Origin of the sequence: Streptomyces pratensis (assembly GCF_016804005.1) — a bacterium.
GTDB lineage: Bacteria > Actinomycetota > Actinomycetes > Streptomycetales > Streptomycetaceae > Streptomyces > Streptomyces pratensis_A.
Map to the genome: position 1 here is coordinate 656,835 of NZ_CP051486.1, position 16,789 is coordinate 673,623.

18 protein-coding genes are annotated in these 16,789 nt (G+C 71.6%); 9 read left to right on the forward strand and 9 right to left on the reverse strand.

Annotation, left to right across the window (positions count from 1 at the left end):
• Window positions 1-141 precede the first annotated feature (141 nt).
• On the reverse strand, window positions 142-1,410 hold the full coding sequence (locus HED23_RS02875) for an ABC transporter substrate-binding protein (RefSeq protein WP_203181868.1): 1,269 nt from the start codon (window positions 1,408-1,410) through the stop codon (window positions 142-144).
• A gap of 174 nt (window positions 1,411-1,584) precedes the next feature.
• On the opposite strand from HED23_RS02875, the gene HED23_RS02880 reads away from it, so the two are divergent.
• Window positions 1,585-2,031, forward strand: a complete 447-nt coding sequence (locus tag HED23_RS02880; protein ID WP_203187338.1) for an SCO4402 family protein — start codon at window positions 1,585-1,587, stop codon at window positions 2,029-2,031.
• Window positions 2,032-2,059: 28 nt separating this feature from the next.
• A complete protein-coding gene (gene purU / locus HED23_RS02885) occupies window positions 2,060-2,959 on the forward strand; it encodes a formyltetrahydrofolate deformylase (RefSeq protein WP_203181869.1) in 900 nt (299 codons plus the stop codon).
• An 8-nt stretch (window positions 2,960-2,967) separates the two neighbouring features.
• Here purU and HED23_RS02890 read toward each other — a convergent pair whose 3' ends face one another.
• Both HED23_RS02890 and HED23_RS02895 read right to left on the reverse strand, forming a co-directional pair.
• A complete protein-coding gene (locus tag HED23_RS02890) occupies window positions 2,968-4,260 on the reverse strand; it encodes a zf-HC2 domain-containing protein (RefSeq protein ID WP_203181870.1) in 1,293 nt (430 codons plus the stop codon).
• Window positions 4,257-4,838, reverse strand: a complete 582-nt coding sequence (locus tag HED23_RS02895; RefSeq protein WP_203181871.1) for an RNA polymerase sigma factor — start codon at window positions 4,836-4,838, stop codon at window positions 4,257-4,259. The genes HED23_RS02890 and HED23_RS02895 overlap by 4 nt, the downstream gene beginning before the upstream one ends.
• Window positions 4,839-5,128: 290 nt before the next feature.
• Here HED23_RS02895 and HED23_RS02900 point away from each other — a divergent pair, with 290 nt between their 5' ends.
• The 3 genes from HED23_RS02900 (at window position 5,129) to HED23_RS02910 (ending at window position 7,359) form a co-directional block, all read left to right on the forward strand.
• Window positions 5,129-5,503, forward strand: coding sequence for an STAS domain-containing protein (locus HED23_RS02900; RefSeq protein WP_203181872.1), 375 nt, complete (start codon window positions 5,129-5,131; stop codon window positions 5,501-5,503).
• Between the two features lie 82 nt (window positions 5,504-5,585).
• Window positions 5,586-6,116, forward strand: a complete 531-nt coding sequence (locus HED23_RS02905) for an EF-hand domain-containing protein (RefSeq protein ID WP_203181873.1) — start codon at window positions 5,586-5,588, stop codon at window positions 6,114-6,116.
• A gap of 781 nt (window positions 6,117-6,897) precedes the next feature.
• Window positions 6,898-7,359, forward strand: coding sequence for an ATP-binding protein (locus HED23_RS02910; protein WP_203181874.1), 462 nt, complete (start codon window positions 6,898-6,900; stop codon window positions 7,357-7,359).
• An 8-nt stretch (window positions 7,360-7,367) separates the two neighbouring features.
• Here the strand turns inward: HED23_RS02910 and HED23_RS02915 are convergent, their stop codons facing one another.
• Window positions 7,368-8,360, reverse strand: coding sequence for a GlxA family transcriptional regulator (locus tag HED23_RS02915; protein WP_203181875.1), 993 nt, complete (start codon window positions 8,358-8,360; stop codon window positions 7,368-7,370).
• A gap of 62 nt (window positions 8,361-8,422) precedes the next feature.
• Between HED23_RS02915 and HED23_RS02920 the strand changes: the two genes are divergently transcribed.
• From HED23_RS02920 to HED23_RS02930, 3 genes are all read left to right on the forward strand, one after another.
• Complete coding sequence (locus HED23_RS02920) at window positions 8,423-8,848, forward strand: DUF2809 domain-containing protein (RefSeq protein WP_203181876.1); 426 nt, start codon at window positions 8,423-8,425, stop codon at window positions 8,846-8,848.
• Between the two features lie 66 nt (window positions 8,849-8,914).
• Complete coding sequence (locus tag HED23_RS02925; RefSeq protein ID WP_203181877.1) at window positions 8,915-10,240, forward strand: MFS transporter; 1,326 nt, start codon at window positions 8,915-8,917, stop codon at window positions 10,238-10,240.
• A gap of 56 nt (window positions 10,241-10,296) precedes the next feature.
• The gene (locus HED23_RS02930; RefSeq protein ID WP_203181878.1) at window positions 10,297-11,199 is read left to right on the forward strand and encodes a hypothetical protein; all 903 of its coding nucleotides are present in this window, start codon (window positions 10,297-10,299) and stop codon (window positions 11,197-11,199) included.
• A gap of 18 nt (window positions 11,200-11,217) precedes the next feature.
• Here HED23_RS02930 and HED23_RS02935 read toward each other — a convergent pair whose 3' ends face one another.
• The 5 genes from HED23_RS02935 to HED23_RS02955 form a co-directional block, all read right to left on the reverse strand.
• The gene (locus tag HED23_RS02935; RefSeq protein WP_203181879.1) at window positions 11,218-12,402 is read right to left on the reverse strand and encodes a flavin-containing monooxygenase; all 1,185 of its coding nucleotides are present in this window, start codon (window positions 12,400-12,402) and stop codon (window positions 11,218-11,220) included.
• 109 nt (window positions 12,403-12,511) lie between these two features.
• A complete protein-coding gene (gene pspAB, locus HED23_RS02940; protein ID WP_203181880.1) occupies window positions 12,512-13,096 on the reverse strand; it encodes a PspA-associated protein PspAB in 585 nt (194 codons plus the stop codon).
• Window positions 13,097-13,105: 9 nt separating this feature from the next.
• A complete protein-coding gene (gene htpX / locus HED23_RS02945; RefSeq protein WP_203181881.1) occupies window positions 13,106-14,017 on the reverse strand; it encodes a zinc metalloprotease HtpX in 912 nt (303 codons plus the stop codon).
• Window positions 14,018-14,085: 68 nt separating this feature from the next.
• On the reverse strand, window positions 14,086-14,751 hold the full coding sequence (locus tag HED23_RS02950) for a pyridoxine/pyridoxamine 5'-phosphate oxidase (protein ID WP_203181882.1): 666 nt from the start codon (window positions 14,749-14,751) through the stop codon (window positions 14,086-14,088).
• A 139-nt stretch (window positions 14,752-14,890) separates the two neighbouring features.
• Window positions 14,891-15,538 (reverse strand): TetR family transcriptional regulator, encoded by a 648-nt coding sequence (locus HED23_RS02955; protein WP_203181883.1) that lies wholly within the window; start codon window positions 15,536-15,538, stop codon window positions 14,891-14,893.
• Window positions 15,539-15,968: 430 nt separating this feature from the next.
• Here HED23_RS02955 and HED23_RS02960 point away from each other — a divergent pair, with 430 nt between their 5' ends.
• Window positions 15,969-16,763 (forward strand): VOC family protein, encoded by a 795-nt coding sequence (locus tag HED23_RS02960; protein WP_203181884.1) that lies wholly within the window; start codon window positions 15,969-15,971, stop codon window positions 16,761-16,763.
• Window positions 16,764-16,789: the final 26 nt, after the last annotated feature.

The window sequence follows — 16,789 nt, forward strand, 5'->3', positions numbered from 1 at the left end:
GGAGGTGCCTGCCGGTCCGCGTTAGCGGGGCACCCGGTGCGGTCACCCGTCGAAAGGCGCCGGGACACTTCCAGGTGCCGGGTCCGATGGTCTCCACACCGATGCGGCCCGCGCCCCCGCCGAGCAGGCGTCCGTGCGGGATCAGCCGGTCGAGCGGGCGTTCAACAGAGTCTCTGTGACATCCACGAAACCCTTCCGTTCGGCGGTGAGACGCCCGTCGCGGACCACCTGGAAGGTCACCCGCCCATTGACGACGCGCCCGTAGGCCGCCGTGCCGACCAGGTCCTGGAAGCGCCAGCGCAGGGCCGGGGTGAGGCCGCCGGTGTCCACCTCGGTGCCCCGGTTGAGGCTGACGGAGATCCCGCCCGCCGTGATGTCCTGCCGGTCCATCGCCTCGATGACCGCCTTGAGCACGGTGTACGCGATCCAGGTCGTCTGCACGCCCGTGTCCGCCGGGTCGATCCGGTTGTCCCCGAAGGCGTACTTCCGGATCACCTCACGCATCTCGTTCCAGCGGGCGTCACCGGATTCCGGGTACCAGCCGGTGACGAGAGCGCCCTCGAAGGGGCTGTTCGGCCCGCCCGTCCGGTCGATGAGTCCCTGGCCCACGCTGCCGAGCACGGACGAGATCCGCACTCCGCTGTCCTCGGGTTCGAGCCGGCGGAAGGAGTCGAAGAACGTCTCCGTGCCCTGGCCGAGCACCGCGGTCACACAGCCGTCACCGGTCCTGTCGAGGGCCTTGGCGGCCTCGGCGTCGTACGACGTGGCCGCCTCGGACGCGCTGATGTCGTAGGACGCCGGGCGGTCGCTCCGGCTGAGGCTCGTGTCGAGGAGGCCGGGCATGGAGTCGCCGACCAGGGTGTTGGGGCGTACGAGTGTGACCCGCTCGCAACTGGCGGCCAGCTGCTCGCCGTTGCCCGCCACCAGCGCAGGCTGGCCGCCGTTGACCGGGTAGGAGAGATAGCTGGTGAACTCGTCGGCGGAGGCGCCGTACCCACCGATGTACGGGATGCCGGCGGACTCCAGTGGAGCCAGGAAGGCCCGTCCGTGCCGGCTGTACGAGCCCACGACCGCTGCCACGTTCTCGTCGGCCGCCCGCCGGGCGCACTTCGACGCCCCGGCCGCGTCGTCCTGTTCGTTGCAGGTGAGGACCCGGAGCTCGTGGCCGTCGATCCCGCCCTTCTCGTTGATCCAGCGGGCGTAGGTCCGCGCCATGGCCGGCATGCCCGCCATGTTCACGGTGTCGGCCCCGGTGGTGTCGGGAGCCCAGGTCATCACGGTGACGGCCTCCCTGGAGCCCCCCGAGACTCCAGGGAGTGCACCGCAGCCGGATATCAGCAGCGCCCCGGCCGCCACCGATGTGAAGAGCTTGCAGGGGCGGGGGGAGGTGAGGCGTCGCCATCCGGTCATGGTCATGAACTGTTGCGGTTCACGGGTAACGCCACAGTGTGCTGTCGTCAACGGACAGTGACGTGGAGGTGAATTGCGGGGGGCCGCGCACGGCCGCCGGGAGGGAACGTACGATCGGCAACCGTGCAGCAAGGTTCGGAGAACACTTCCCGTCGCGGCCGTCGCTCCTCCACCATGGGCGGCATGCCGCTCAACGACATGCCCTGGTGGCGCTGGCGCAGCAACGTGCGCTCGGCGCTGCACATGCTCTCCGACCCCGTCTTCCACCAAGAGTGCTGGCTGGCCGGCCGGGAGGGGTACGGCGACATCACCGACGCCGTGTACCGCCTGGTCGAGGACACCTGGCTGGACAACTGGTCCGCCGAGAAATACGTGGGGACGATCTTCCGGGACTCCGCCGAGGCCGCCCTCGTGGACGTCGCCGCCCTGCGGGTGCTGCGCATCATGCACCAGATAGGCGCCGACGCCCCGGTCTCCGCCTACCTGGAGCACCCGGGCTGGCAGGAGGCGGTCGTGGCCGCCCGCGAGGCCCATGTGATGCTCGCCACAAACGACGCGGAGGACCCCGACACCCCGCCCCGCTCCCTGGACGTGCTCCGCATCATGACCAGATCGGCGTGAGCGCCGGGCGGTGTGGCACCCTGACGGGATGACCGCGCCGCAGCCCGCCGAATCCGTATCCGCTGCCTCGGACCCCGCCTCCGAGCAGTACGTCCTCACGCTCTCCTGCCCCGACAAGCAGGGCATCGTGCACGCCGTGTCGAGCTATCTCTTCATGACCGGCTGCAACATCGAGGACAGCCAGCAGTTCGGCGACCACGACACCGGTCTCTTCTTCATGCGCGTCCACTTCTCGGCGGACGCCACCGTCACCGTGGACAAGCTGCGCGCCAGCTTCGCCGCGATCGGGGACTCCTTCCGGATGGAGTGGCAGATCCACCGGGTGAGCGACCGGATGCGGATCGTGCTGATGGTCAGCAAGTTCGGGCACTGCCTCAACGACCTGCTGTTCCGCTCCCGCACCGGTGCCCTGCCGGTCGAGATCGTGGCGGTCGTCTCCAACCACACCGACTTCGCCGAGCTCGTCGCCTCCTACGGCGTCCCCTTCCGGCACATCCCTGTGAACAGGGAGAACAAGCCGGAGGCCGAGGCGCAGCTGCTGGAGCTGGTCCGCGGGGAGAACGTCGAACTCGTCGTCCTGGCCCGCTACATGCAGGTGCTCTCGGACGACCTCTGCAAGCAGCTGAGCGGCCGGATCATCAACATCCACCACTCCTTCCTGCCGAGCTTCAAGGGCGCGAAGCCCTACCACCAGGCCCATGCGCGTGGTGTGAAGCTGATCGGTGCGACGGCGCACTACGTGACCGCCGACCTCGACGAGGGACCGATCATCGAGCAGGAGGTCGAGCGCGTGGGGCACGGCGTCACGCCGGACCAGCTCGTCGCCGTCGGACGCGACGTCGAGTGTCAGGCGCTGGCCCGCGCCGTCAAGTGGCACGCGGAGCGGCGCATCCTGCTCAACGGCCGCCGCACGGTCGTCTTCCCGTAGGACCCGGCCTACAGCCGGCTGAGGGAGGCCGCGGCGAACAGCACGTCGCGGATCGCCTCGCGGTCACCCTCCTGACCGGCCGCTGCTTCGACGGGCGGCACGTGCCCGGCGACCAGCCGGCAGAACTCCACCCCGTCGAGCGCCACCTGCGCGACCGTGTGGGCGGGGGAGCCGAGGGCGGCCGGTGAGTCCAGCGCGATGTACCAGTCGCCGCCGCCGCGGCCCTCGACCTCCAGGTGGAGGGAGCGGCCCGGGGACCCGGCGGTGACCAGATGCCGGGCCGGTGCGGCCAGTCCCGCGCGGCGGCGCCCGGCCAGGGTGGCGGGCAGCAGCCGGGCCGCCAGGTCGATCATCCGGTGGAGATGCGCGGCGGCGGGCGGCTCGTACGGGTAGTCCACCGCGTCCGCGATGTCACCGCCGTGCACCCAGCACTCGAAGGCCCGCTCCAGGAGCGAGTCCTGCAGCGGGAGGGCGAAGTCGCCGTACGGCACGGAGAGCTCCGCGACACCGCGGCCCGCGAACGACACCGTGCGGACGAGGGAGTGGCTCTGGTCACGCCACGGCTCCCGCACGGTCCGGGTGAGCGGCCGGAAGGCTGCCGACCAGTACGTCTCCGTGCGCGCGGTCGGTGTCGGCGGGGAGTCGGCGCCCTTCCCGAGCGGGTCGTCCAGACCGAGCACCTTGGACACCAGGCCGTCGACGGCCGTCAGATGCCCGATCACCCCGGCGACCGTCGTCCTGCGGTTCACCTGGCGGTCGTCCTCGAACCACTTCAGCCGTACCGGCGCGTGCCACTCCGAGTCGCCGATGTCCCGCAGCAGGGCGTCGAGCCGCGCGGTCTCCGCGTCGTACGGCTCGGCCCACGAAGGGACGGGGATGCGCGCGGGGCGCCGGCCCAGACATCCCTCCAGCACCCGGGACCGGAGCATCGGGTCCAGGTCGAGGGTGCCGTCGGTGTGCAGCAGGCCCACGGCGTCGCGCAGCCGCAGCGCCTCGTCGGCGCACCGCGCACAGGAGGTGAGGTGCTCCTCCACCGCAACGGTCTCATCGGCGGAGCAGGCGGCCAGCGCCCAGGCACCGAGGAGGGACTTCAGCACCTTGTGAGGGAGCGGCGGAGCAGGCGGTTCAGGCGGATCCGGTGGTTCGGGAGGCTTCGGCGGTTCGGGAGGTTCCGGGGGCTCCGAACCCCCGGGCCTGACCGGAGGCAGCTGCTCCTGGTCGTCCGCGGCCGCCCGCGGTCCCGGTATGCGCCGCTCGACCGGCTGGTCCCCGTCGCGGCCGCCGCCATGTCCCCCGTTCACGGTGTCGGCCCGTATCCGGGTGGCGCCGAGTCCGCCGACGGCCGGATGTTCGCGGTGGAGAGCAGCTGAAGGCCGAGGCGCAGCCTGCGCCGGGCCTCGTCCCCGGTGACGCCGAGGTCGGCGGCGGTCTGCCGGTAGTCCCGCCGCTGGACGTACGCGAGCTCCAGCGCGGCACGCAGCGACGCGGGCATGGAGGCGACGATGTAGTCGGCGCGAGCCGCGGCGGTCGCCTTGAGCACCCGGTGCTCCAGCTCCTCGGCCCCCTCGTCCGCCTCCGCGGACCCGGCGCCGCCGTGCGTGCCGCGGAGCCGCTGTACGGACTGGCGGTGGGTGAGCCGTGCCACCCAGGAGCGCATGGAGCCGTGCTTGGGGTCGTACGCGCCGGGGTTCTCCCAGACGTAGCCGAAGACCTCGCGCGTCACCTGGTCCGCGGCGTCCTCGTCGTCGAGCATGCGGTGGGCCTGGCTGTGCACGAGGGCCGCGAACCGGTCGTAGAGCTCGCCGAGGGCCGCCGCCTCGCCACGCGTCAGCCGCTGCTGCATCCGGCGGTCCCAGCGCGGTGGTGCGTCCTTCGCCATCGAGCCCCCAGCCCTGTGCCTCTCGTCACGTCGAATGTAGTCGGCGGCATGGCCGGGGCACGTACCTTTCCGGCAAGTACGTCCCTTGAGTGGCGCCGGATGATAATGAATGCTTCACCCCTTGCCCTTTCCTGATCGCGTAAACGATCCTGAAGTGATCATTTCTGGACGGACCCTGAGCCAGGCCGGTGGGTGGAAGAGCGTTTCACCGGCGGGCGATGCGGGCAGCCGCGAGGGGGAACGGAAACTTCCGGATCCTCCGGAGCCCCCGGGACGAGAGGCCGAGTCGCGTGACGCTGAAGGTGTACGAGACCGAGCAGGACGCGTGGACCGTGCTGCGGATCCACGGCGAGCTCGACCTCGTGAGCTCACCCGTCGTGCGCCAGTCCGTCCACGGGGCGGTGGCCGCGGGACAGCACGACGTGGTCCTGGACCTCTCCGGCGTCCTCTTCTGCGACTCCAGCGGCGTGGGCGTCCTGATCGCCAGCCGTCGCCTCATGAAGTCCTGCGGCGGCCGGCTGAGGCTGATCCTCCCGGCCCGCGGCGCGGTCGACGGCTCACACGTCAACAAGGTGCTGGGCGCCCTGGGCGTACGCCGGCTCTTCGACGTCTACCCCGACGCTGACGCCGCCACCGACGACGAATCCCGGCCGCTCACCGCGTGACACGCCGGTCCGGCGCGAGGTTGTCACACCACTGATGGGAGTTGGTGACACGTGACCCCTCTCGGCGTCGTACGCTCCCCGCATGGACAGCGCAGAGTACGAGCGCAAGATCGCACACCGCTTCGCCGCCTTCGACCAGGACGGCAACGGCTACATCGATCGCGCCGATTTCAACGCCGCCGCGGCCCGTCTGCTCACCGAGTTCGGCACGACGGCCCGCTGCGACCGGGGCCAGTCGCTCTACACGGGTGCCGAGGCCTTCTGGCAGGGCATGGCGGGCATCGCCGACGTGGACGGGGACCAGCGCGTCACCCGCGAGGAGTTCGTCGGCGGGGCCGTCAAACGGCTACGTGACAACCCGGATCGCTTCGCGGAGATCGCACGGCCCTTCCTGCGCGCGGCGATCGCCGTCGCCGCCGGCGCGGACCCCGAGGGCACCGTGACCGCCCCGGTCGCAGCGGTGGAGCGGGCCCTGCGGGTGCTGGGCGCGGCGGACGACATCGCGAGCGTCGCGGCCAGGAGCCTGGACACGGACCAGGACGGCCGGATCGCCGAGGCGGAGGCGGTCGCCGCCTTCTCCGCGTACTTCACCGTGATCGAGCCCGACGCGTAGTGCCCGTGGGCCGGGCCGGGGACCGGCCTCGGGCCGGGGACGTGACCGGGCAGGGGACTTACCGGCCGGGGACGTGACCGCGCCGGAGTAGCGACCGCGCCGGAGTAGCGACCGGGCGGGAGAAGCGGCCGGCCCGGAAACGCCATGTGCCCGAAGACGTTGTCGCCGGGCCGCAGAGGAAGCCCCCCGTCCGGCCCCGGAACGCACCCCAGGGGTCGGCGCCGACGGTGGGACGCGCGTCAACACGCCGGACGCGATGAGCAGTTCGTGCCCTCCCTCGGTCCCGTCCGGAGTGCGTCCGGGCCGGGACCCGGTGCCGGGGCCCGGGCAGTCGTGGCTGACCGGAGGTGTGCGGACGGCGTTTCGCGGGTGACGCAGCGCATCCGGATTGAGGGTGTGCCCCGGGGGCGGCCCGTGACCGGGCGGAGTCATCGGCCCGCGCTCGGGTACGCTCCGTTGGATGCGAGTGGCACTGGAACCGGAGGATCCGGATGTGGCCCCTGTGGCCGCCCCGGGCGGTGCGCGGTGTCCTGCTCGCGGCCCACGGAGCTGCGACGGGCTCCCCGGGGGCACGGTCCCCGGGGTGGTGGCGCGCTTCTGTTCGACTCCTCGCAGCACGCGTCGCACAGTATGGACCACGCGTACTCCTTCGCGCTGGAATATGCCCGAAGCGCTTGTTGCGGTGACTGTACGTCAACCATGCTGTCTCGCACGGGAGTCACGTTCCGTGACCCTGAGGAGGCGCGAGGCGATGTGTCCGCCGGTTCGGATGGTGTGAGCGGTGCAGGTGCTTCAGGTTCAGCTGGAGGTCGGGCCGGATCCCGCAGAGGTGGGGCGGGCCCGCAGATGGGCGCGGTCCCGGCTGATCGGGTCCGGGATGGAGGACGACGAGCCGCTCGCGGAAACGCTCATCCTGCTGATCTCGGAGCTCGTCACCAACGCGGTGGTCCACACGGGCTGTCCGGCGGTGCTGCGGATGCTGTTCGGCCCGGCGAATCCGACCGGTTCGGCGGGGACGGTGCGGGTCGAGGTCGCCGACACCAGCTGCCGTCCGCCCCAGCCGCGTCACGCGGAGGGTGAGGACACCGGCGGACGTGGCCTGGAGCTGGTGGACGGCCTGGCGGACCGCTGGGGCTGGCAGCCGGAGGGCGCCGGCAAGCGGATCTGGTGCGAGATCGACCGGAGCGGCCCGGTGATGCTCCCGGTGATCCAGGAGCAGCCCGGCGACCGTGCCCGGCTCTGAGGGGACGCTCAGCGTTTCGCGGCCGCCGACGACCGGAACGTCCGCCGGTAGACGGTGGGCGACACGCCCAGTGCGGCCTGTACGTGCTGCCGCAGGGAGGTGGCCGTGCCGAAGCCGGCGTCCCGTGCCACCTGGTCGACCGACAGGTCCGTGGACTCCAGCAGTTGCCGCGCCCGCTCCACCCTCTGCCGGGCCAGCCACTGACCCGGGCTGATGCCGACCTCCTCGCGGAAGCGGCGGGTGAAGGTGCGCACGCTCATCGACTCCTGCCGTGCCATGTCGCTCAGCAGGATGGGCTCTTCCAGCCGCCCCAGCGCCCAGGTCCGCGCCGCCGTCGTCGTGGCGAGCCCCGCCTCGGGCATCGGACGACGGATGAACTGGGCCTGACCGCCGTCGCGGTGGGGAGGGACGACGGTACGGCGGGCGACGTCGTTGGCGACGGCGGTGCCGTGGTCGCGCCGCACGATGTGCAGGCACAGATCGATCCCCGCGGCCACACCGGCCGAGGTCAGGACGTCCCCGTCGTCGATGAACAGGACGTCCGGGTCGACGCGGATCTCCGGGAAGAGCCGCTGGAAATGGTCGGCCGAGGACCAGTGGGTGGTGGCGGGGCGCCCGTCCAGGCGCCCGGCGGCGGCGAGGACGTAGCCGCCCGTGCAGATGGAGACCAGCCGGGTCCCCGGCCTGATGTACGCGAACGCGGCGGCCAGCTCTCCCGTCAGTCTGCCCTCCTCGTACACGGGGCCGAGTTCGTAGGAGGCGGGCACGACGACCGTGTCGGCGGTGGCGAGTGCGTCGGGGCCGTGCTCGACCATGATGCTGAAGTCGGCGTCGGTGCGGACCGGGCCAGGCGGGCGGACGGAGCAGGTCACGACGGCGTAGAGCTTCTCGCCCGTGCCGGGGGCCTCCGCTCTCTGCGCGCGGCCGAAGATGCGCTGCGGGATGCCCAGTTCGAATGGGATCACTCCGTCAAGGGCGAGCACGACGACACGGTGGCGCATCTCGACTCCTGCTCTGCCACGGATTGGGCGCTACCCGGCGCCGCCTGATAGACGTACCGGCCATGAAGAGAAAGCAGACGGGCGGCGCATCCATTCCCCGGGACGTCGCCGTTCGCGCGACGGCCGCCGCGGCGGCGCTCGTGACCGTGGCGTCGGGCCTCGGTGTCCGCTCGGCGGCCGAGGGGGACGTCGCGAAGTACGCGGGTGACGCCCTCTACACCGTGCTGATCCACGCCCTCGTGGTCCTCCTCCTGCCCAGGGTCCGGCCGTCGAGCGCCGCGGGCGCCGCGCTGGCCCTGAGCTGGGCCGTGGAACTGGCCCAGCTCACGGGCGTCCCGGCCGAGCTGGCGCGGCAGAGTGCGGTGGCACGGCTGGTGCTGGGCTCGACGTTCAACGCCCCGGACCTCTTCTGGTACGTGGTGGGCGCGGCCCTGGCCTGGGCCGTCCACAGCCGGCTGCCGTCCGGGCGCTCCCTCGCACCGGCCTGATCCGGTGGCCCGATTCCTGCGAAGGGTGTCTGTCCAGCCACTCGTCCGGGGGCTGCCGCCGGACGGATGCTGATCGGCGTGACCCAGACAACCGACAGCGCGACGATCGAGAGCGCTCCCCGCCGCCGCTCCCGTCCGCGGATACACCGTGCGTGGATCGTCGCCGCCGTCACCTTCGTGACGATCATCGGCGGCGCGGCCTTCAACTCCCTGCCCGGCCTCCTCATCGAGCCCCTCAACGCGAAATTCGGCTGGACGTACGGCGAGATCGGTCTCGCGGTCTCCCTCGACATGGCGCTGTACGGCCTGACCGCGCCCTTCGCCGCGGCGCTGATGGACCGGTTCGGGATCCGCCGGGTCGTGGTCGTCGCGCTCAGCGCGGTCGCGGCCGGGGCGCTGGCGAGCTACTGGATGACCGAGGTCTGGCAGCTGATGCTCTACTGGGGCCTCCTCGTCGGCCTGGGCACCGGCTCGATGGCCATGGCGTTCTCGGCGACCGTCACCAACCGCTGGTTCGTCGCCCGCCGCGGCCTGGTCACCGGGATCCTGACGGCGGCCGGGGCGTCCGGGCAGCTGGTCTTCCTGCCGCTGTGTGCCTGGATCGTCGACGAGCACGGCTGGCGGCCGGCCACGGTGACGGTCGCGCTGGCGGCGCTCGTCGTCGTCCCGTTCGTCTGGCTCCTGATGCGGGACCACCCGGCCGACGTGGGCCTCGCCCCGTACGGCGGCGCGTACGTGGAGAAGCCGGCACCGGTGACGGGCGCCGCGAGCCGCACGGTGCGCGTCCTGTTCGACGCGGCCCGCACGGGCCCGTTCTGGCTGCTGGCAGGCTCGTTCGCGATCTGTGGCGCCTCCACGAACGGCCTGATCCGCACCCACTTCGTGCCCTCGGCCCATGACCACGGCATGGAGATCACGGCGGCGGCGTCACTGCTGGCCGTCATCGGTGTCTTCGACATCATCGGCACGATCTTCAGCGGCTGGCTCACGGACCGCTTCGACGCCCGCAGACTGCTCGCCGTCTACTACGCGCTGCGCGGGGTCTCGCTGTTGTTCCTGCCGATGCTGATGGCCCCGACGGTGCAGCCGTCGATGGTCTTCTTCATCGTCTTCTACGGACTGGACTGGGTCGCCACGGTTCCGCCGACCCTCGCCCTGTGCCGGGAGCAGTACGGCGAGGACAGCGCGATCGTCTTCGGATGGGTCCTGGCCTCGCACCAGGTGGGGGCCGCCCTGGTGGCGTTCCTCGGCGGGGTGGCCCGGGACGTGACCGGGTCGTACGACGTGGTCTGGTACGCCTCGGGCGCCCTGTGCGCGACGGCTGCCCTGATGGCCCTGGTGATCCGCCGCGGACAGACGGACCGGCCGAAGACCTTGTCCGGCCCCGCCTGACCGACGCCCTGGACAGGCCGCTACGGTGCCCTTCTTCGGCGGACGGGGTGGGGCGTATGCGGAAAACGGGGTCCCCCGAGGGGACAGGGTCCGACGGCACCGCGGGCATGCTGGTGTGTGCCGCGCAGACGGGGGCCCTGCTCGCCGGTTTCATGGTCGTGCAGTTCGGCCGGACCGACGAGTACGGGAGACCGCCCGGGGCGCCGCTCGGGCTCCTGTGCCTCCTCGTGTTCGCTCCACCTCTCCTGCTGTTCCTCGGGGCGGTGCACACCTTCGTCATGACGATGCCGGCCGACCTCCTGGCGCGGGCGGCCGCCCGCCGTGCGAACGGGGCGCTGTGGCAGTGGCAGTGCGGATGCGTCCTCGCGCTCGGCGCGGTGTACGCGGCAGCGCTCGCCGCGGCCGGTGCCCCGTACCTGTACTCCTGGGCCTCGGTATCGGCGAGTGTCGTCCTGCCGCTGCTGGGCGTCGCGTGGTTCCACAGGGGTGAGCGGCGGCGGGGGAGGCCGTACAGCAGGGGCGATGTGTGGTTCCGGGTGCTGCCCGCCGGGTTCCTGCTCGCCGTGACCGCCGTGGTGGCCTGCGGGGTCGCGCTCGCCACCGGAGCCGTCGGCGCCTACGAGGCCCCGCACCCCGCGCAGGAGGCCATGCCCGGTGTCTGGACGAGCGAGGAGGGAGGGGCCGAGGTCCGCCTCCAGGAGGGCGGCGGGGCTGTGTTCTCGGGGGTTCCGTACGAAGGCTGGGAACAGGAGGGCAGTTGCGACGGCACGGGGACGTGGCGTTACGTTCCCACGGACGGCGCCACCGGAGGGACGGTCGAATTCGATGTCGTCGGAGAGGACTGCCCGCTCGGGACGTGGACGGTGGGCGGCACCGACGAACGGCTGGAGCTGTACGCCCTGTTCGGCGATCCGGACGCCGGGGACGTCCGGATCCTCGTCAAGCAGGCGGCCGGATGAGGCCCGTGGTCCCGCCCGTCAGCCCGCCTTCGCGAGACGGGCGGCTATCTTCCGTGCGTCCAGGGCGATTTCGCGGAGCATGCCGCTGATCGGGTTGGTGAAGCCGGTGAAGTAGAGGCCTGGCGCCCCGTCCGGGGTCCGGGCGCCGTGCACCACGGGGCGGCCCCTGTGGTCCAGTACGCCGAGGTGGCCGGCCAGGCCCTCCAGGGCGCGTTCGTAGCCGGTCGCCGCGACGACCGCGTCCGGGGTGATCCGCGTTCCGTCGGCAAGCACCACGGCGTCCGCGTCGAAGGACTCGACCGCTGCCACGGGCACCACCCGGCCGCTCTTCACCGCGCTGATCAGCCCGACGTCCTGGACGGGGATCGAGCCCTCCCTGACCCGGGAGTACAGGCCGGTGTCCGGGCGGGGGAGCCCCTGTGCCGCGAGGTCGGGGACGGAGACGCGGCACATCAGACGGCCTGCCGCGTCGACGAGACGGACCGGCAGCCTGCGGACCATGACGGCGGTCGCCTGGGCCGGCCAGCCCGCCGTCGAGCGGCGCACGATGTGCGGGGTCGTGCGGACCGCGATCCGCACCCGGGAAGCGCCGCCCTCGATCAGGTCCACGGCTATCTCCGCGCCGGTGTTGCCGATGCCGGCGACGAGGACGTCCCTGCCGGCGTACGGGGCCGGGCTGCGGTAATCCGCCGCGTGGACCAGTTCGCCGGTGAAGCCCTCGCGGCCGGGCCACACGGGGATCCTCGGGGTGTGGTTGAAGCCGGTGGCCACCACCACCGCCCGCCCGGTCAGCACCCGGCCGCCCGTCGCGCTCAGCTGCCATCCCCCGTCGCCGGTCCGGTCGATCCGGGAGACCTCGACGCCCGTCACCACCTCCAGCTCGTGGTGCTCGGCGTACTTGTCCAGGTAGCGCACCATGTCGTCACGCGACACCCAGCGCCCGAACCCGCGGGGCATCGCCAGCCCGGGCAGGGCGGACCAGCGGCGGGTCGTGTGGAGGTGCAGCCGGTCGTAGTGGCGCCGCCAGGAAGACCCCACGCGGTCGGACTTCTCCAGCACCACCGCCCGTACGCCCTGTTCCCGCAGGGCCGCGGCGGTGGCGAGGCCGCCCGGGCCGCCACCGATCACATAGACCGGCCGGCCGTCGGTGCGGTCGACGGAGGCGGGAAGGGCTTCACCGGGAACGGGGGTGCTTTCGGGCATGGTTCGGAGCGTAATGGGACATGGACATGATGGGTCCCGGTTCGGGTGGGAATCGGTTGCGAAATGATCACGGGCCGCGTGACGACCCCCGGCCGGAGCCCCCGTCGCCTCAGAGGCCGGGCGCGCCCCACACCGGGAACCAGCGTGAGAGGTCGCCCTCCACCCGGAGGTCGTCGCCGAGCACGGCCCTCACCTGTAGCTCCAGCTGGTTGTCCCGCTTCTCGCCGCCGCCCGGAGCGGGGGCGAACGGATAGAAGGTGCCCCGCTTGTAGAGGTAGACCAGCGCCAGCGGGCGCCCCTCCGGATTCCGGAACCCGATCATCGAGCACAGCAGATGCGGGCCGAAGCCGCCGTCCTGGAGCAGGGTGTTGACCGCGTGCAGGTCGTTGACCAGGGCGGCCGTGTCGCCGGGTTCCTGTCGGGCGAGCAGCCACGTGTACCCGTAGGTGTCCCGGCCGAACTCGACCGGGATGCCGCCCCGTTCCGTGTCCGCGTCGAGCAACTCGCGTACGTCCTGCCGGATGCGGGCGAACGTGCCGCCCTCCACCCCCGCGAAGCACACCGAACCGAGTCCCGTCGGCGTGAAACCGGTGCCCGCCTGGAGCGTCAGCGCGGCGGACGGCACGGCGAAGAGCTGGTCGAGGTCGGGGCGGACCGGTTTCCTGCGCCCCAGGATGCTGTCGAGCAGGCCCACGGAAGCTCCTTACGGGCGGGACAGGCCGGCGGAGATGCGCGCCAGCTGGTCCAGGCGCTGTTCGAGGGTCGGGTGCGAGGAGAGCAGCCGGCCCAGGCTCTCCTTGGCGGCGAAGGCGGGCACGAAGTAGAACGCGTTGTACGGCTCCGCCTTCCGCAGGTCCTCCGTCGGGATCCTGGCCATCTGGCCGCTGACCTTGGTCAGGGCGGAGGCGAGCGCGGACGGGCGGCCGGTGAGGAGTGCGGCCGTACGGTCGGCGGACAGCTCGCGGTAGCGGGAGAGCAGCCGGGTCAGCAGGAAGCTCAGGGCGTACACGACCGCGCTGATCAGCGGGATGAGCATGACGATGACGCCTGCGGGGTCGTTGCCCCGGCTGTTGCGGGCGAAGCCGCCCCACAGGGCCACCCGGGTGACGATGCCGGCGAGGACCCCGAGGAACGACGCGATCGTCATCACGGCCACATCGCGGTGCGCGACGTGCGACATCTCGTGGGCCAGGACGCCTTCGAGTTCCTCGGGCTCCAGTCTGCGCAGCAGCCCGGTCGTGGCGCACACCAGGGCGGTCTTCTCGCTGCGGCCGGTCGCGAAGGCGTTCGGCACGTCGCTCTGCGCGACGGCCACCCGGGGCTTTGACATGTCGGCGAGGGCGCAGATCCGGTCGATCGCCCCGTGCAGCTCCGGTGCCTCCTGCGGGGTGACCTCCCGTGCGCCCATGCCGTACGCCGCGATGCGGTCGCTGAACCAGAACTGGGCGATGAACATCCCGCCCGTGACCACCAGGATGATGGGCCAGGCCCCGCGCAGGACGGCCAGCAGCACACCCACCAGGACCACGTACAGCAGCCCGATGAAGAACATCGTGCTCACCATGCGGGTGGTCAGGCCGCGGTCCGGGGCGTAACGGGAACGGGTTCGTGCCATGGGTGCCTCCAGCAGCTCACCTGACTCCCATAGTGCTCCTTTCCGGCGGAAACAGTGTGAAAGGGGGTTCAGGGCCAGAGGAGCTCGCGGGTCCAGCCCGCACCGTCCCGGCGGTAGCGGAGCCGCACGTGCCGCCGCCGGCCGTCCCCCTGGAAGAACTCCACCTCCCGCGGCTCGACCACGTAGCGCGTCCAGGTCTCCGCCTCGGTGTCGGGCTCCGCCCGCGCGCGCTCCCAGGCCGCCTCGGAGGCCCGTACGAGGTCCGCGTGTGCGGGCAGCACCTCGCTCTGCGACCCGGTCAGTGCGGCGGCCAGCGCGCCGGTGGACCTGGCCCGCAGATCGGCCCGGCTCTCCTCGCGGCTCGCGGGGACCGCGGTACCCCGTACGCGCACCTGGCGGCCCTGGGCGGGCCAGTAGAAGCCGAGCGCGGCGTACGGCCGGGCGGCGAGCTGGCGGCCCTTCGCACTGGTGGCGTGGGTGGCGAAGTGCCAGCCGCGCTCGTCGGCGTCGTGCAGCATCAGCGTGCGCACGTCGGGCCGGCCGTCGGCGTCCGCGGTCGCCAGGGTCATGGTGTGCGGTTCCGTCTGCCCGGCGGCCACCGCCTCGGCGAACCAGGTGTGGAAGAGGGGGAGGGGAGCGGCGGGTGCTGCGGACGGGTCGAAGACGGGGAGGGGTACGTCCCAGACGCGCTGCGCGTGGAGCAGGTCGCGGAAGTCCTTCTGTGCATCGCTCATGGGTCCATTCCACAGCGTTCCGCGCAGGTGCGGAAACGCCGAGGGCGGACCACGGGGGTGGTCCGCCGCCGGTGAGACAGGACGTGGGGAGCGACGGAGGGTGCGGCGCCCGGCGCGTGCGGGGGAGCGCGGTCGGCGCCTACCTGGACGGCTTCTTGCCGGTGATGCCGAGGTGGACCAACAGGGCCAAGTTCGGGCGGAGTTCGGCTTGCTTCACGCCCCAGGTGGTGAAGCCCTTCTGGTGGGAGGCGACCCCCGCCAGCATGACCACCAGGGAGCCGGCCACCGCGGCGGGGCTGACGTCCTTGTCGACCTTGCCCTTGGACTGGAGTTCCTTGACCGCGTCCGTCAGGGAGCTGGTGACCGAGTTCAGGACCTTCATACGGATCTTGTAGAACCGCTTGTCACCCTCGGCCGCGCCGAGATCGACGACACGCAGGATCGCGTCGTGACGCCGCCAGAAGTCGAGGAATCCCTCGACGAGTTCCTCGGAGGACTGCCAGCCTGCCTTGCCGACCCAGGAGCGGCCGCCGACCAGTTCGGTCAGTCCGGTACCTTCCTTGGCCATTTCTTCCGCGAGTTCGAGAACCGCGCCCTCGACATCGGGGAAATACTGGTAGAAAGTCGCGGGTGAAGTCCCCGCCTTCCGGGCCACGTCGATGACTTTGACGTCCCGGTACGGCGAGGAGCTGAGCATCTCGCTGAGGCAGTCGAGCAGCTTCTGCCGCGTCGCCTGACCTCGCCGACCAGCCACGCGGCCGTCGACGGTGCGTACTTGTCCTGTCATGCCGTCAGCTTACCGAGGGGTGATCCGGGCGCTATCTGGCCGACTGCAAATGGGGAACGCCTCAGTGCGGGCGGGGTGTACGGCGCAATTCCCGGTGGTGCTGATCCGCTTTTCCACGGGGCGAAGGCGTTTATGGAATTGCTCTTCTCCCCGCACATGAGGCCTCCTGGTGCGATGTTGTTATCAACAGCCTGTGGATAACTTCGGTGGACAACCCGCGTCCACGCGGGTCGCTGGACCTTCACGATTCGGGCAAAGGTTCTATTCGGGCCCTCGGGGCGCGCCATGGGGCCCCTGACGTTACGTTGGATGTGACGGGCGTCACGGCTGCCCCGGTCGCGGTCCACAGTGATCCACGGTGCCACCGCCGCGGCATCGTCGAGGCGCCTGCCCGGCCTCCGCGACCTCACAGCGACGGAAGGACCGGGCCATGGCCGCATTCGCGCAGTCCGCGCCGTGCTGGGTGGATGTGCAGCTCTCCGACCTCGAGGCGGGCAAGCGCTTCTACGGAGGGCTCCTCGGCTGGACCTTCCACGCGGGTGACGGCATGCCCTTCGCCGATGCGTACAGCGACGGCGAACTGGTTGCCGCGCTGGCCGCCAAGCAGGACGGCCGCATGCCCACGACCTGGGGCGTCTACTTCTCGACCGACGACATCCTCGCCACCGTCGCCCTGATCAGGAAGGCGGGCGGGCAGGTGATCACCGATCCGGTACGCGCGGGCGGGGCCGGGGTCCTCGCGCAGGCCGCCGACCCCGGCGGTGCTGTCTTCGGCCTGTGGCAGGCCGGTGAGCGCGCCGGCTTCGAGAAGCGGAACGCGCCCGGTGCCTTCTGCTGGACCGAGGTCCACACCCGGCAGCCCGAGCGTGTGGACGCCTTCTACGAGGCGGTCCTCGGATTCCAGGGGACCGACATCGAGCTGCCGGGCGACGACGGCACGGCTGAGCCCTTCCGCATGTGGTCCCCCGCCGGGACCGAGCCGGGCGAGGACACCGCGGTCGGCGGGCGCGCGGTCATCGAGGAGGCGATCCCCGCGATGCTGCCCAGCTACTTCCTGAACTACTTCGCCGTCGCCGACTGCGACCGCGCCGTGGAGACCGCCGTACACCTCGGTGGCCGGATCAAGTCCCCGTCCCAGGACATCCCGTACGGGCGGACGGCGGTCCTCCAGGACGACCAGGGTGCGGCTTTCGCCGTACTCCAGCCGACCGAGCTGTTGCCGTAGCCGTCCCGCAGGTGTCCTGAAAGGGA

Coding starts and splice junctions, on each gene's coding strand:
- HED23_RS02960 (WP_203181884.1), top strand. CDS start 15,969: ATGGCCGCATTCGCGCAGTCCGCGCCGTGCTGGGTGGATGTGCAGCTC.
- HED23_RS02930 (WP_203181878.1), top strand. CDS start 10,297: ATGCGGAAAACGGGGTCCCCCGAGGGGACAGGGTCCGACGGCACCGCG.
- HED23_RS02875 (WP_203181868.1), bottom strand. CDS start 1,410: ATGACCGGATGGCGACGCCTCACCTCCCCCCGCCCCTGCAAGCTCTTC.
- HED23_RS02915 (WP_203181875.1), bottom strand. CDS start 8,360: ATGCGCCACCGTGTCGTCGTGCTCGCCCTTGACGGAGTGATCCCATTC.
- HED23_RS02905 (WP_203181873.1), top strand. CDS start 5,586: ATGGACAGCGCAGAGTACGAGCGCAAGATCGCACACCGCTTCGCCGCC.
- HED23_RS02925 (WP_203181877.1), top strand. CDS start 8,915: ATGCTGATCGGCGTGACCCAGACAACCGACAGCGCGACGATCGAGAGC.
- HED23_RS02880 (WP_203187338.1), top strand. CDS start 1,585: ATGGGCGGCATGCCGCTCAACGACATGCCCTGGTGGCGCTGGCGCAGC.
- HED23_RS02935 (WP_203181879.1), bottom strand. CDS start 12,402: ATGCCCGAAAGCACCCCCGTTCCCGGTGAAGCCCTTCCCGCCTCCGTC.
- HED23_RS02955 (WP_203181883.1), bottom strand. CDS start 15,538: ATGACAGGACAAGTACGCACCGTCGACGGCCGCGTGGCTGGTCGGCGA.
- HED23_RS02920 (WP_203181876.1), top strand. CDS start 8,423: ATGAAGAGAAAGCAGACGGGCGGCGCATCCATTCCCCGGGACGTCGCC.
- HED23_RS02950 (WP_203181882.1), bottom strand. CDS start 14,751: ATGAGCGATGCACAGAAGGACTTCCGCGACCTGCTCCACGCGCAGCGC.
- htpX (WP_203181881.1), bottom strand. CDS start 14,017: ATGGCACGAACCCGTTCCCGTTACGCCCCGGACCGCGGCCTGACCACC.
- purU (WP_203181869.1), top strand. CDS start 2,060: ATGACCGCGCCGCAGCCCGCCGAATCCGTATCCGCTGCCTCGGACCCC.
- HED23_RS02895 (WP_203181871.1), bottom strand. CDS start 4,838: ATGGCGAAGGACGCACCACCGCGCTGGGACCGCCGGATGCAGCAGCGG.